A 14,854-nucleotide genomic window follows, 5' to 3' on the forward strand; every position below is an offset into this window, starting at 1 on the left:
TTTTTAGTGCGTTCTTGTCTTTACGTACCTGCCCAGTATAATCAAACATTGTCGGGTTTACAAGTTGAGATTAACCAGGAGGTAGAATATGGAAACCACAACATCAAAGTCACAGGCGCGGTCAGCGTCACTCACTTTACTAGCGCTTGCCCTGAGTGCATTTGCCATCGGCATGACCGAATTCATCAGCGTCGGTGTGATGCCACTCATTGTGACGACTTTTGGCATTAAACTAAGTACGGCCGGCCTTACCGTGTCGATTTATGCGGCTGGGGTGACCATTGGGGCACCTGTTCTGACAGCCTTAACCGGTCGTTTGCCCCGTAAGGCACTGCTTTTGGCCGTGATGATCACGTTCATTGTTGGAAATGCCTTGACCGCGGTTGCGCCGATTTTCAGTGTTTTACTAGCTGGCCGGGTCATTGCCGCTTTTGCACACGGTTTATTCATGGCTGTAGCCACTGTGATTGCAGCTAGCGTCGTCGCCGAAAACCGGCGCGCATCCGCTATTGCGACCATGTTTACTGGTTTGACGGTCGCGACGGTAACCGGTGTTCCGCTGGGGACGTTCATTGCGCAACACGCCAGTTGGCGGGTCGCATTCGGCTTCATCGCAGTTTTGGGTGTCCTTGCCCTGTTGTTAAATGTGTTCTTAGTCCCCAGTCATTTACCACAGCCGGAAGCAGGCCGCCGCGGCGCCTTTTTACGTCTCGTACGCGAGCCACGGCTGTTAGCAGGACTGGTCATTACCGCTCTTGGATATGGTGCTAGTTTTCCGATCTATACCTATATGAGTGCAATCCTGACTCGTCAGGGCTGGAACGGCAGTCAAAGTGTGATTGTTTTGCTTGGCTACGGAATTGCCGTTGCGGTTGGAAATACCCTTGGCGGGCGCTTCGCCAATCACAGGCCACTCCACGCCTTGAGCAAAATGTTCGCGGCTATGGCTATTTTGATGACGGTGATGATGCTGGGACTGGGCAACCACATGATCGGTCTCATTTTAGTGCTCGGAATGGGTCTATTGGCCTTCATGAACGTGCCGGGCCTCCAACTTTTCACCATGCAGGTGGCAGAAACAAAACTGCCGGCAGACGCCCAGCTTGCTTCGGCCCTGAACATTTCTGCCTTCAATGTGGGCATCGTTGTTGGGTCCTTTACCGGCGGTCAGCTGCTCAACACTACCGGACTAATGAGTACCCCCGCGGGCGGTGTTGTGATGGCACTTTTGGCTTTGGGGTTGACGATGATGTTGGGTCGGGCGGAAGCGTAACCTCCGAGGTTTTTTAACATTTTTAGAGATGACACAAAACGAGCCACAACTCACCAATTTGAGTAAATTGTGGCTCATTTTTTGAGGATTAGTTGACAAATTTAATAGTCTCGGAAAGTTGCTATTACCACCGCCATATTGATACGGGGACGATATCGCTGGTTGGGATCTCTACAATATTCAACTATCAGAAATAGACTTTAATTAGTCTATAGAAATATACTTTTTTCGCTTAAACACGAAGATGGTTGCAATAGCCAGGATTGTGAATAGCAACGCGTTTTTATACGGTGCCAAAAAGGCGGCCGTCATGTGCTGCTTTTCTGATTGTTGGAGAGAATTTTGATACTGTTTAAGTGCCAGATTAAAGTGAGTTAAGTGGTGAAAGGTTGCACTTTCTACTCTCAAGAGGACGGTTTTTTTGGCCAATCCCAATCGGTGATTGACAGCGTATCGCTTAGCTGTCTTTATCGCAAGCTGTTTGCACTTGGCAGTAGAAAGGGCAGTTGTAGCAGGTCGGCTGTATTGTCTTTGAAAAATGGCCCGGTGAGTTGTTGTTAAAATAGCTTCCTGTTCGTGTGGTGTAACTCTCAGCTTTTTGACGTTTGTCTGAGCATCCTGGTAAAGTGCTTGCTTGGCTGTTTGAAGATTCCCACTAAGAGAGGAAACGAAAATTGCCACAGCTAGGACGGTTCCAATTTGGCGAAAAACGCCGAGGACGCTTTGAGAGCTTGAGAGTTGTTGGCCAGTAAAATCGCTGGCACTAAGGACGGTAACAGGGCCGATGATGAGCCCATACCCACTCCCTAGCAGTAAGCAGCAAAGCATAAATTGCCAGTAAATAGTGGGCGTAATAAGACTTAACCCAATGTACGCAAGACTGGTCAAGCCAAGACCAAAGCCAATCAATAGTCGTGGACTCACTGTTTTAAGAAGTAACCCTCCAATTGGGGAGAGCATAAAGACCATAAAGGATGCTGGTGTGACCAATAAGGCGGCTTGCAGTTCGCTGGCGCCTTGAATTTTCGTAAAGTAGCTAGGCATTAAGACCATGAGTGCCACAAAGAAGATGCCAGCAAGGACAGTCACAATGACAGAACCAGAAAACTGGCGATCTTTAAAAAGGGATAAATCAATAATTGGATCATTGGCTAACATTTCACGGCGGATAAAGAGGGCTAGCGAAAGGCTAAATACACAGAGCAAAGCGTCCGTTTCGGCGTTGATCCATCCCAGCGTTCCGGCCTGAACCAAGGCAAGGGTCAAAGAAAATAGAGTAAGAATGATCAAAATAAGGCCGGGGACGTCAAGGAGGCTTTTGACTCGTTTTTCATTTTTGAACGGTAAAAGCACGAATGATAGTCCAATTGCAATCACTAAAAGTGGCGTGTTTATGAAAAAAATACTACGCCAGCCAGCATACTGCGTTAAAATTCCACCAACGACCGGACCGAACGCAGCGGCTAGTCCTTGTGTGAGACCAAGAATCAGAATGACTGTTTGGCGCTGATTTGAGTGAACTAGGCTAATACCAATGGTCATGCTAGCGGGGAAAACGATAGCAGCTGCAATGCTTTGAACACAACGACCAACGATCAACATTAAAATATTAGTAGCGCTTCCTGATGCAAGGGACCCAATGAAAAAAAGCCCTAAGCCAATCAAATAGATTTTATTCCGGCCGTAATTATCAGCGAGTCGACCTAGGGGAATAGTGAGAGCAGCAAATGTGATGGTGTAAATGTTGAGTGCCCATTGAAGGCTACTCAATGAGGTATGAAGCCCAGATTGAATGGTGGGCAGCGCGATATTCATAACGGTTGTATCGAGGATGCAAAGGAAAAGACCAATGGCCATAACGAGTATTGATAATTTAAGTTGACGTGTCATTTTAGCAAACTCCTTTTAAGTTAATGCAAGGAGTATAGCCGTGGTATACTGAACCGTAAATAAATGAGTGACAGAATGTGGGGAATTTGTAAACCATGTCACCACAAGAAGTTAAGCTTGTTAAGCTTAAACAATTGCACACTGCAACACTAGAACTTCTGGCACAGAAGCCGAAAAATAATATAACGATTTCAGAACTTTGCCGAAAAGCTAGAGTCTCTCGTACGTACTTTTATCGGCGATACCAAACCATTGAAGACGTCTTGCTCCAATATCAAGAAATGGAAATGATGATTTATCTCCGTAAGATTCCGAATACTGATAGATTATCGTTTTCATTTTTGATGACCGCTTATTTTGGCTTGGTTGAAACAATGGCTAGCGAAACGTTACTTCTGCATCGAGTTGGGCTGGACGATGTGATCTTGGGTTCGTTCAACACGGTTCATGCCTATTTAAATGCGCATCAAAAAATCAGAAATCGCTCGTCTAACCGTGTAAAAAACCGCTACTTTAGGACTTTTATGGCGGGAGGGGTTGTTTCAGTTGCTATTGAGTGGTTAGAAAGTGGTATGCCAAATACGCCTGCGCAGATGGGACAGGTGATGGCAACGCTGTTTGCGATTGAGGATTAGAAATGGGAGACTTTGCAGGCCTTTAGATAAGCTGGACTAATCCATTTAAAAAGTGTTGAACTGAGACTTTCCCTCCGCTAGATCGTTTACCCTGAAGAAATAGCATTTCGGTTCGAACATTTTTGTATTCGTACAGCGAGTTTGCGTACTCGGTAATAATTTCATCACCCATGTCGTCAAGGTACATGTTGGCTAAATTGGCTAATCCAGTTCGGATGGCTCGCCGAAGACGTTGAAACAGCACTTTGCGTTCCTGATCACTAATTTGGTAGGTTTCCCTTAAGTCGAGGTCTTGAAAACTGGTGTTTTGATCGGTCATCATTTGGGTGATGGCTAGAATATCTGAGGCCCCTTTTTCAGAGGCAATTCCAAGGAATCGGAGAACGCCCAAAATTCGCGTTTTTTGGTTATTTTTGAGTTGTTGTGTTTGATGGTCGTCAGTTACGGAAACGCCTGAGACCAGTGATTGAATGTTACTGAGTTTGTGTGACATTTGAATGCTTTGGATGACCTTTTCTGTGACTGTTTTGACTTCGATTAAGTTGATGGGTTTATCGATGAAAAATTCAATTCCAGCTTCGTATGCTTGAGCGCGTAATTCACTGTCTCGAACCTGTGAAATCATGATGAAGTGTAAATCAGATCTAATTTGACGTAGTTTATTGATAAGCTCAATGCCTGACATTCCAGGCATTAGCAGGTCAATTAACACAATATCAACATTTAATTGTGCGAGGGCGGCAAAGGCCTTAGTTGAATCACTGGACTCACCCACTACAGTATTATTCATGTTCTGTTCAATTATTCGCCGTAGAATCATAGGGACGGCGGGGTCATCATCTACAATGTAAAAATTCATGAGATATCCTCCTGAACTAATCTTATTTTAGCTAGTTTGACCTCAAAAGTGGTGCCCTTTCCGAGCTCTGAACAAACTTTTAAATCACCTTGAAATTGTTCTTGCACAATTAATCTAACGTGAGAAAGGCCGATGCCACGGTAAACGTCACCGGTATTTTCGTTAAATTTGGTCGTAAAACCAGGTTGGAAAATCATCGCTTGTGTTTTGTCGTCCATTCCGATGCCGTTATCACTGATAGAAAATAGGAGGTTATCGCCTTGGTCCGAAACAATCAGCCGAATAAGACCATTGTGAGCGTCCTTTAAGGCATCGACACTGTTAAAGATTAGATTGGATAGAATTGAAACAAGGTAATAGTGGTTGGGGACCACGATATCGACCTGGCTATGAACCTCAATGACGATGTCGGCTTGCTGATTTTTAATGGTCTCTCGAATATAACCGACGACCACTTTTAAGATGTCGCTTAATTGCATGGTTGATTCGTCTTCACTGAAGTAATCGCCCAAACCGCTAATGACATTGCGGTAATCTTTTTTCACTTCGTGGACGTCTCTGGCAATACTGAGTGCCATTTTTTGTTCTTCTTCAAAGCCAACGCCCCTGGCATGTAATTTTTGGTTGAGCAGATAGGCATTTTTCATGACGTTTTCGATTTCTGTCAGATTTTTTTGCATGAAATACACTTCGCTTTTAACGGAAGCCGCTACCCAGATAAAATTATAATATTTTTGTTCGTGGCTCTCCTGTCGGACTAACAATGAAAAATAACGGTAGCAGAAGGCTAATACACAGGCTAGCACGCTTCGGATTAAAGCAGTTGCGAATAAAACCTGAAAAAGCCGGTAACTAAACTGACTAAAACCGGTTAGTAGGCAGATTTCTAAAATATTTGAGAGATAGTCACAGATAATGATGGATAGAAAAAAGGCGCTATTAGTTCGTTGACCACGCCGCCAATATAAAATGTAGTAAAGTGTGCCGTAACATAGGTAAAAAGCAATTTCAGCAAGCATATGTAGGAGAATTTGGGTTCCGGTTCCGTTGTGGGTTAGCAATAATTGAAATCCCCGAAACATGGGCGATGCAAAGGCGACGGCTAGCACAAGTTGAAATGGGTTGACGTCATCGTTGTAGTATAAAAATATTGGCATGATTAATGGTGAAAAAGCGAGGATAAAACCTGAAGTGAAAATCTGAAAGTTGACCTGAGATGCTAAAGAAATGCAGATAGCGGCTAATAAGATGCGTTGCCATCTACCATACTTGATAAATCGTGCCTGTTTAAACAAAAAAAGACCCTCCATGTAATTTTTTTAACAATCCGGTGAAGCTATATGAAGTTTTGTGAAACCGCTTTCTATACTTGTCATTGTAAAGAATAAAGGAGGAATACACAAATGTTTAATTTACGTCACCGGAGCTTTTTAACCTTATTGGACTTCTCGCCTCGTGAAATGGGTTACTTATTGCAACTTTCTGAAGATTTAAAGCGGGCTAAGTACGCTGGGACGGAGCAGCAGAAATTAGCTAAGAAAAACATTGCGTTGATCTTTGAAAAAAGTTCAACTCGAACGCGTTGCGCCTTTGAAGTTGCAGCCTACGATCAAGGGGCCCATGTGACCTATTTAGGCCCTAGTGGCTCACACATGGGTAAAAAGGAAACGGCCAAAGACACCGCGCGGGTTTTGGGCGGCATGTTTGATGGGATTGAATATCGTGGTTTCTCGCAACGGACTGTTGAAACGTTAGCTGAATACTCAGGGGTCCCAGTTTGGAACGGCTTAACCGATGAAGACCACCCAACTCAAGTTTTGGCTGATTTTTTAACAGCCAAAGAAGTATTGCATAAGTCATATAACGACATTCACTTTACCTACGTAGGTGATGGGCGAAACAACGTGGCCAATGCATTAATGATTGGGGCAGCTACTATGGGGATGACCTTCCACCTGGTATGCCCATCAGAGTTAAACCCAACGGATGCATTATTAGCCAAGGTGAACGCCATTGCCGCTAAGACTGGAGCGGAAATTATGGTCACCGATGACATCGATAAAGGTGTTCTTGGCTCAGACGTAGTGTACACCGATGTTTGGGTATCAATGGGGGAACCAGATGAGGTTTGGACTTCCCGGATCAAGTTACTCAAGCCTTACCAAGTGAATAAAGAATTGATGGATAAGACTCAAAACCCTAACGTTATTTTTGAACACTGCTTGCCATCCTTCCACAACGCTGAAACTAAGGTTGGCCAAGATATTGCCGAAAAATTTGGTATCACGGAAATGGAAGTCACCGATGAAGTCTTTGAAAGTGACGCATCGGTTGTCTTTCAGGAAGCTGAAAATCGGATGCATACCATTAAAGCCGTTATGGTTGCAACGTTAGGAGAATAGGGGGCTTAAAAATGGCAAGAATTGTAGTTGCCCTGGGTGGTAACGCGCTGGGCAAGTCGCCAGAAGAACAACTGAACTTAGTTAAGCATACAGCTGAATCACTCGTTGGGTTGATCAGTGCTGGTAACGAAGTGGTAATTAGTCATGGTAATGGCCCGCAGGTGGGTGCCATCAACCTTGGGATGAATTTCGCTGCAGAGAATGGTAAAACAGCTGCTTTCCCGTTCCCAGAATGTGGTGCGATGAGCCAAGGGTATATTGGCTATCACTTACAACAAAGTCTTCAAAATGAACTCCATAGCCGTTGGATGGCCACAAACGTGGCATCAGTTGTGACCCAAGTGGAAGTGGATCCGACTGATCCAGCATTTGAAAATCCCACCAAGCCCGTAGGCGATTTCTACTCCAAAGAAGAGGCTGAAAAAATAGAGCGGGAAAAAGGGTATGTGTTTAAGGAAGATGCCGGCCGTGGCTATCGTCAGGTGGTGCCGTCACCTCAGCCCAAGTCAATTGTCGAATTAAAATGTATTAGTGATTTAATTGCCACTGGTAACCTCGTGATTGCTGGCGGTGGTGGTGGCGTTCCCGTTATCAAGACTGAAAATGGCTTAAAGGGCGTACCTGCTGTGATTGATAAAGACCGGACAAGTGCACTATTGGCGGATAACATTGATGCTGATCAGTTAATTATTTTGACAGCAGTCGATGACGTCTACATTAACTACGGAAAAGCATCACAACGACGTCTAAACCATGTCTCTAGTGCGGAGGCAAGTCAGTATATTGACGAAGGACAGTTTGCCCCAGGCAGTATGTTGCCTAAAATTGAGGCGTGTCTAGACTTTGTTTCATCCAAGGATGAACGAACTGCCATGATTACGTCATTAGATCATCTCGACGACGCATTGGCAGGAAAGATGGGCACAATTATCAGCAAGCGGGGCGCATCCGTTACAGAATAGAAAGTGCTTAAAAAGCGCAGCAGATGAAGGTCGTCTAACCCAATACCGACTTTGACGGCTGCGCTTTAATTAATTACAAATGGAGGAAACGTCATGGATACAGTTGCAGAGGGGCGGCCGAAACGTCACTTCAAGCTAAAAATGCCCGGCGCCTTTACGATTCTATTTATTTTGACCATTGTCGCAGTTATTGCAACCTGGTTTGTTCCTGCCGGTAGCTACTCTAAGTTGTCCTATAATGAGCCAACGTCGCAGTTGGAGATTAAAAAACCAAACGGGACGGTTGAAAAAGTACCAGCGACACAAGCGCAGCTAGATAAAATGGGCGTCAAAATTGATATTAAACAATTTACATCTGGTGGTATTAGTCAGGCGATTTCGATTCCCAATACGTATCACCGATTAAAACAACGGCCAGCGAGCGTTGCGGCCGTTCCTGAAAGTATGGTTCAAGGAGTTATGGAAGCTGTGGACATCATGGTTTTCATCTTCGTATTGGGTGGCTTGATTGGCGTTGTTAGAGCGAGTGGGGCCTTCGAGTCGGGGCTAATGGCGCTGACTAAGAAAACCAAGGGCCATGAATTCTTACTGATTTTCTTGGTTTCCGTTTTAATGGTTCTAGGAGGGACGCTTTGTGGGATCGAGGAAGAGGCGGTGGCTTTCTACCCGATTCTTGTGCCCGTCTTCATTGCCATGGGCTATGATTCGATAGTCTGCGTGGGGGCCATATTCCTGGCAAGTTCCATTGGGACGTGTTTTTCAACGATTAACCCGTTTTCAGTTGTGATTGCCTCAAATGCAGCAGGAATTAGTTTTACCCAAGGACTAAATTGGCGAATTGGTGGTGTGATTGTTGCAGCGGCTTTCGTTGTCGCATACCTCCACTGGTACAGCAAAAAAGTAAAAGCGAACCCGAAGTTCTCATACTCATACGAAGATCGTGACTCTTTTGATAAGATGTGGTCCGTTTCGGCAAGTGGTGAAGATACTAAAAATTTTTCAATTCGTAAAAAAATTATTCTTATTTTATTTGCCATTACGTTCCCGATTATGGTCTGGGGCGTTATGGCAGAAGGATGGGGCTTCCCGATTATGGCGGCATCCTTCCTAACCTTTGCCATTGTTATCATGTTTATGACGGCGACCGGACGCTATGGAATTGGCGAAAAGGGTGTTGTCGACGCATTTGTTGAAGGTTCATCAAGTCTAGTTGGTGTTTCGTTAATTATTGGCCTGGCACGTGGGATTAACCTGATTCTAAATAACGGGATGATTTCAGATACCATGCTACAATTCTCATCAAATTTGGTTTCAAACATGAGTGGGCCAGTCTTTATCATTGTGATGCTCCTAATTTTCTTTGTGCTTGGATTTGTGGTGCCATCATCATCAGGGTTGGCTGTACTGTCCATGCCAATCCTTGCACCATTAGCTGATACGGTGCATATCCCAAGATTTGTCGTCGTTACGGCCTACCAGTTCGGCCAGTATGCCATGTTGTTTCTAGCACCAACTGGTTTAGTAATGGCCACCTTGCAGATGCTTGATATGAAATACTCACACTGGGTACGGTTCGTTTGGCCGGTGGTCGCATTTGTCCTGATTTTTGGTGGGGGAATATTGGTGGCTCAGGTGTTGATGTATTAAAAAAGCAAACTAGCCTTATTTTTGCCCTAAAAGTGAATGTATAGGATAGTTAATACGGATTTTAGTAGACGTAGACTACTTAACCGTCATAAATGATGGTAAAATGTTTGTTAACTGGTCCTTGCATTGCGAGGGTGATCCACTTGGATTGTTGTTTTGTTTAACTGAATTAAATGTAGTCCCCGCAGATGCGGGTTTTTTTTGTGACTGTAATGATCTGACTATTTAGGTTTAAAAACAAATTGACGCCAATGATTTTTTGGTAACCTTGGTTTGTATTTTTAGTTAATCTTGGATTGGTTTTTTGTTTTACAACCAAATTTGCATTTAAAATTCGTAAGGTGTACACTGTATTTGTGATAAAAGTGAGGTGTTGAACATGTCTAGAGCTAACCGATATTCAGACCAAGTGAAGTGGCTGGTTTACTTGATGTATAACGAATATGACTGGCCGGCGAAGTTGTTGGCTGAAGGCTTTGGCGTCAGTCGTTCAACTGTGTATAATTGGATAAAAAATAGACCAGAAGAGCTTTCATTAGAAGATCAAGCTGTAATGGGATCAGACTTCATAAATTCGGAAAATGGCCGATCACTATTCCAGAGCCTGGAGAACTTAACTACTTTTTTGTTAAATGATAGAGTTTAGCGGGTAGTCTTATTTAATACGACTCCTAATCACATAGTTATTGCCTTTATTGAAAAAAAGCTTGGAGGTGACAAAATGAACTTAAAAAAATTAAATAAGATCGCCGGCTACCTTTGGGCGAAAAAAACAACAACCGAAAGTGGCCAAGAACTTTGGCTGCCACTAATAACTCATCTTTTAGATGCTGAGCAGACAATGCACTGGCTTTTCAATAATTGGATGAGTGAGGGGACCAAACAACTATTAAGGAGTGAAATCGATGATGAGAAACTTCAAAGTTTGGTCAAGTTCTTAGGATTTTGCCATGATTTTGGTAAGGCAACACCATCATTTCAGAGCAAATCGTCGTATGACGGAAATGTGTCGATTGATAGTGAGCTGATTGCTCAATTGATTCAGTCAGGATTCGAAGGCTTGGCCGACATGACGCTCACTAATGCGAACGAATCACCACATGCAATGGCAGGGGAGGCACTGCTTAATTACTTCAAAGTTCCCAAAAGTATCAGCTCAATCGTTGGTGGCCATCATGGAGATGCCGGCAATAGCGAACCTAGAGGACAACTCCGCGACTATACGGCAAACTATTGGCAAACGGATTCAGAAAGTGATGTTTGGGTAAAATGGAAGCGCGTTCAAAAAGCAATTTTTGAACATGGACTAGAGCTTTCTGGGTTTCGAGATGTTAGTGAAATTCCCAAAGTCTCGCAGCGTAGTGCAATAATTCTTGAAGGCTTGCTGATTACGGCTGATTGGTTAGCTTCTAGTGAATACTTAAATAATGACTATCAAAAGCCACTTTTCCCCTTGATCCCGATTAATTACACGATTGATGATATTGATGAAGACAAGCGGTTTAGAGCAGCCGTGGAAACCTGGTGGTTGGACGGCGTATGGGAACCCAAAAAAGTTTTAGAGGATAGTGACCCGTATTTGAAACGGTGGTCGTTCAAAGCGCGACCCGTTCAACAAGCCATGACACGTACTATTGGTGAGACAACGGATCCCGGTATTTTTATTATTGAAGCGCCGATGGGACTTGGGAAAACTGAGATTGCGTTAGTAGCTGCTGAACAGTTGGCATACAAAACGCAGCGACCGGGGCTATTTGTTGGGTTACCAACTCAAGCAACGTCAAATGCCATGTTTGATCGGGTACAACAGTGGGAAAAACGGCTTGCACAAGAGCAGGGTGACCATTTCCCGATTAATCTAATGCATGGGAAAGCACATTTTAACGAAGCGTACGAGAAAATACCGAGGGCTTCAAATGTTGATATTGAAAGTGGCGTCGACATTAACGAATGGTTTTCTGGGAAAAAATCGGTTTTATCGAAATTTGCTGTGGGAACGATTGATAATTTATTATTGATGGCTTTAAAACAGAAGCACTTATTCTTAAAACACTTAGGCTTCAGTGAAAAGGTTGTAGTGATTGATGAAGTTCACGCGTACGACGCCTATATGAGTCAATACTTATTTGAGGCAATTAAATGGCTGGGAACTTATCACGTTCCGGTTGTTGTTTTATCAGCAACCCTACCGCGTGAAAAGAGAAAGGCGTTGATTAGTTCTTATTATAAGGGCAAGTATTTTTCAAAATTGAAGATCGCAAAAGATATTGACGAAAACCATTGGTCACGCTCTAAAGCCTATCCGGTGATGACCTATCTGGATGGTCCGGATGTGAAGCAAGTGACGGAATTTCCTGGCGAAAGCGATCAGAAGACGGTAAAAGTTAAGGTGGAAAGACTGGCATCAGATGCTCATGATGCAATGGCATCTGTTCTAGACAAAATTCAAAATGGTGGTGTTGCAGGAGTTATTGTCAATACCGTTAGCCGAGCTCAGGAACTTGCTAAAATGGTCCCGGCGGAGGTGCCGTTTATGTTGCTTCATTCGAGTTTTTTAGCGCCGGATCGTGCTAAAAAAGAGAAGCAAATCCAAACCGCCATTGGTAAGAACGGTCACCGGCCTAAAAAGCTAATTGTGATCGGAACACAGGTTTTAGAACAGTCTCTTGATATTGATTTCGATATTCTGTATACAGACGTTGCTCCTATGGACTTGATTTTACAGCGGGCTGGGCGATTACATCGACATGCAATTCAGAGGCCTCGGGGGCTAGATAAACCACAATTATTTGTGATGGGAGCTACTGAATTTGGAAACTATGGAGACAGTAACGAGACGGTTTATGAAAAGTATCTTTTGATGAAAACTGATCATTATTTAAAGGCCGATTTAAGTCTACCGCAAGATATTTCCGATTTAGTTCAATCTGTATACAATTTTGAGGATGAGCTAGATCTTCCAGGACTCGATTCAGCTAAAGAGAAGTTTGATAGCAACTTAAGAAAAGAGGAACAGAAGGCTAAGCAGTACCGAATAAACGACCCTGTCAAAGGAGGGACTATTCATGGTTGGTTAACTAGAGGGAACGATGAAATCGGTCAAAGTGACCAAACGGCAAGTGCAGCAGTGCGTGATATTAAAGAAACCATCGAAGTGATTTTACTTCAACAGACTAGCCAAGGCGTCGTTATGTTGGATGGGCGGCCAATTGAATCATGCAACTCCAAAGAAATTGCCGAACAGCTTATTCGGCTCCCGGGCCGAGTGGTGCCAGAATACCAAATGTTAGAGGCAATTGAATTACTGGAGACACAAACATTGGAGCGGTTTCAAAGTTGGCAGTCAGATAGATGGTTACATGGAGCGATTAGCTTAGTTTTAGATGAAACAAGTCAAACCCGCTTCAATGGTTATAAATTGGCATACTCATCGCAATACGGATTGATTGTAGAAAAGGAGGACGATGATGACTGAAAATTTAACGTTTAACTTGACGTCAGATCCATGGATTAAAGTGCTGGATAAGCAGACTGGCACCACAAAAACAGTGTCATTGACTGACTTATTTTCAAACGCTCAAAATTATCGAAGATTGGCTGGGGATACCCGGTCGCAAGACTTTGCAATCCTGCGATTTTTATTAGCAATTGTTCACACTGTGTATTCAAGAGTTGGCCTCAGCGGCGAAGCGTACAGTTGGCTGGAAGTCGATTCAAAGACTTTTCAGGTTTTGAATACGGAAGATGCAGAGGACGGTTCAATTGATGAGTGGTTGCAAACTTGGGATGACTTATATGTGAACGGTCAATTTTCAAATGCGATTATTCAGTATTTGGAGGGGAACTCAGCGCTTTTTGATTTATTTGGGCCACATCCGTTCTACCAAGTGACTACCGAAGATTACGATTCTTTTGTTCCAGAAAAGAAAAAAGTGGCGACGGGAACCGGAACGGTTGCTGTTAAACAAATCAATCGCGTTGTGTCTGAAAGTGCCAATTCGCCAGCAATATTTGCACCCAAGGCGGGGAGCTTTAAAAATAGACTAACTTTGGCAGAAATTACAAGATGGTTAATTACGTATCAAAACTATACTGGTGTGACCGATAAGACCAAAATTGACACAGCAGAAAAATTTTCCACACCTAGTGGTTGGGCTTACCGCTTAAATTCGGTTTACGCCCCAGGCAATTCTTTGTTTGAAACACTCATGTTAAATTTTGTTGTTAATCCAGAAAGAAAAAATGAGACGCCAATTCAGAGACCAACTTGGGAATATAACAATATTTCAGATTATGTTGAATTGCGAAAAAGTTTGTTGCAACCGACTAATCTTGCTGCTTTATACACTACGTGGTCACGCCTGCTTCACATTGAGTGGCAAGAAAATGGGCAACCGACAATTTTTAGTGCGGGGATCCCGATGTTTAGTCAGGACAACCTTTTTTTAGAACCGATGACGACTTGGCGCGAAGATAAACAAGCCAAGGATGGGTCGAAGAAACCGGCTACAAAGGGAACCGGTTCACTAGGGATTGCAATGTGGCGAAACTTTGGTGACTATGTTAGCGATAAAACCGCCAAAGACTCTCATGGGCCAGGGATTGTTGACTGGTTAAATCAGTTAGTTGGCAAAGACTTAATTGATGGTGACAAGACAATTTATCTGAATTCCATTGCGCTAGTGAGCGATGGTAATGCAACTTCTCAATCGCCGGTTGCAGAGGTCTTTGATTACATGGGGTTAAATGCAGACGTGCTGTTTGATGACAAGGAAGAGCTCAGATGGCCGAATAGAATTAACGGCGTTATTGATACGACTCAAAAAGTCGCTCGGCAATACTGGCAATTTACGACGAGGATTGCTGATGTTCGGAACCTTGATTCGCGTTCGTTTTCAAGTCGTGAGACCGGGAAGTTTTATGATCGATTAAACGAACCTTTTAAACAGTGGTTGGTCTCACTTAAAAATAATGATGATCGGGAAGTGAAAATTGAGGAGTGGTATCGCGAATTGCGTGACGTTGTTAATCAATCTGTCGATATTTTCGAACGCTCAAGCACCCCTCGAGATCATCATGGAAAATCTTTAAAGGTAAATGGGCAGAAACAGGAGAAACCTATGAATATATTTATTGCTGAAAATATTTTGAGGGCTCAGGTTAATAGTCTTTTATTTGGTTAAGAA

At 43.5% G+C, this 14,854-nt stretch carries 10 protein-coding genes; 7 read left to right on the forward strand and 3 right to left on the reverse strand.

Translation table 11 applies throughout. From position 1 onward, the window contains the following. Window positions 1–88: 88 nt before the first annotated feature. Window positions 89–1,273 (forward strand): MFS transporter, encoded by a 1,185-nt coding sequence (locus FC96_RS03630; RefSeq protein WP_056942049.1) that lies wholly within the window; start codon window positions 89–91, stop codon window positions 1,271–1,273. A 204-nt stretch (window positions 1,274–1,477) separates the two neighbouring features. On the opposite strand, the gene FC96_RS03635 is transcribed toward FC96_RS03630, so the two are convergent. Beyond that, window positions 1,478–3,163, reverse strand: a complete 1,686-nt coding sequence (locus tag FC96_RS03635) for an MFS transporter (RefSeq protein WP_056942050.1) — start codon at window positions 3,161–3,163, stop codon at window positions 1,478–1,480. 95 nt (window positions 3,164–3,258) lie between these two features. Between FC96_RS03635 and FC96_RS03640 the strand changes: the two genes are divergently transcribed. Further along, entirely contained in the window at window positions 3,259–3,798 is a 540-nt protein-coding gene (locus FC96_RS03640) for a TetR/AcrR family transcriptional regulator (protein WP_054659353.1), read from the forward strand. Window positions 3,799–3,820: 22 nt separating this feature from the next. On the opposite strand, the gene FC96_RS03645 is transcribed toward FC96_RS03640, so the two are convergent. Together FC96_RS03645 and FC96_RS03650 are read right to left on the reverse strand one after the other, a co-directional pair. Further along, on the reverse strand, window positions 3,821–4,657 hold the full coding sequence (locus FC96_RS03645) for a DNA-binding domain-containing protein (RefSeq protein ID WP_056942051.1): 837 nt from the start codon (window positions 4,655–4,657) through the stop codon (window positions 3,821–3,823). Then, window positions 4,654–5,952 carry a sensor histidine kinase gene (locus FC96_RS03650; protein ID WP_056942052.1) on the reverse strand — a complete coding sequence of 433 codons (1,299 nt, stop codon included), beginning with the start codon at window positions 5,950–5,952 and terminating at the stop codon, window positions 4,654–4,656. Before FC96_RS03650 ends, FC96_RS03645 begins: the two co-directional genes overlap by 4 nt. 108 nt (window positions 5,953–6,060) lie before the next feature. On the opposite strand from FC96_RS03650, the gene argF reads away from it, so the two are divergent. The 5 genes from argF to FC96_RS03680 all read left to right on the forward strand — a co-directional run bounded on the left by argF (window position 6,061) and on the right by FC96_RS03680 (window position 14,851). Next, window positions 6,061–7,059, forward strand: coding sequence for an ornithine carbamoyltransferase (gene argF / locus FC96_RS03655; protein WP_056942053.1), 999 nt, complete (start codon window positions 6,061–6,063; stop codon window positions 7,057–7,059). Between the two features lie 11 nt (window positions 7,060–7,070). Next, window positions 7,071–8,021: a carbamate kinase gene (gene arcC / locus FC96_RS03660; RefSeq protein ID WP_054659355.1), complete on the forward strand. Its 951-nt coding sequence runs from the start codon at window positions 7,071–7,073 to the stop codon at window positions 8,019–8,021. A 93-nt stretch (window positions 8,022–8,114) separates the two neighbouring features. Further along, a complete protein-coding gene (locus tag FC96_RS03665) occupies window positions 8,115–9,668 on the forward strand; it encodes a YfcC family protein (RefSeq protein WP_056942054.1) in 1,554 nt (517 codons plus the stop codon). Window positions 9,669–10,389: 721 nt separating this feature from the next. Beyond that, window positions 10,390–13,143 carry a CRISPR-associated helicase/endonuclease Cas3 gene (locus FC96_RS03675; protein ID WP_056942056.1) on the forward strand — a complete coding sequence of 918 codons (2,754 nt, stop codon included), beginning with the start codon at window positions 10,390–10,392 and terminating at the stop codon, window positions 13,141–13,143. Further along, window positions 13,136–14,851, forward strand: a complete 1,716-nt coding sequence (locus tag FC96_RS03680) for a type I-E CRISPR-associated protein Cse1/CasA (protein WP_235804710.1) — start codon at window positions 13,136–13,138, stop codon at window positions 14,849–14,851. The genes FC96_RS03675 and FC96_RS03680 overlap by 8 nt, the downstream gene beginning before the upstream one ends. The last annotated feature ends 3 nt before the right edge of the window (window positions 14,852–14,854 follow it).

Origin of the sequence: Secundilactobacillus kimchicus JCM 15530 (genome assembly GCF_001433995.1) — a bacterium.
GTDB classification, from domain to species: domain Bacteria; phylum Bacillota; class Bacilli; order Lactobacillales; family Lactobacillaceae; genus Secundilactobacillus; species Secundilactobacillus kimchicus.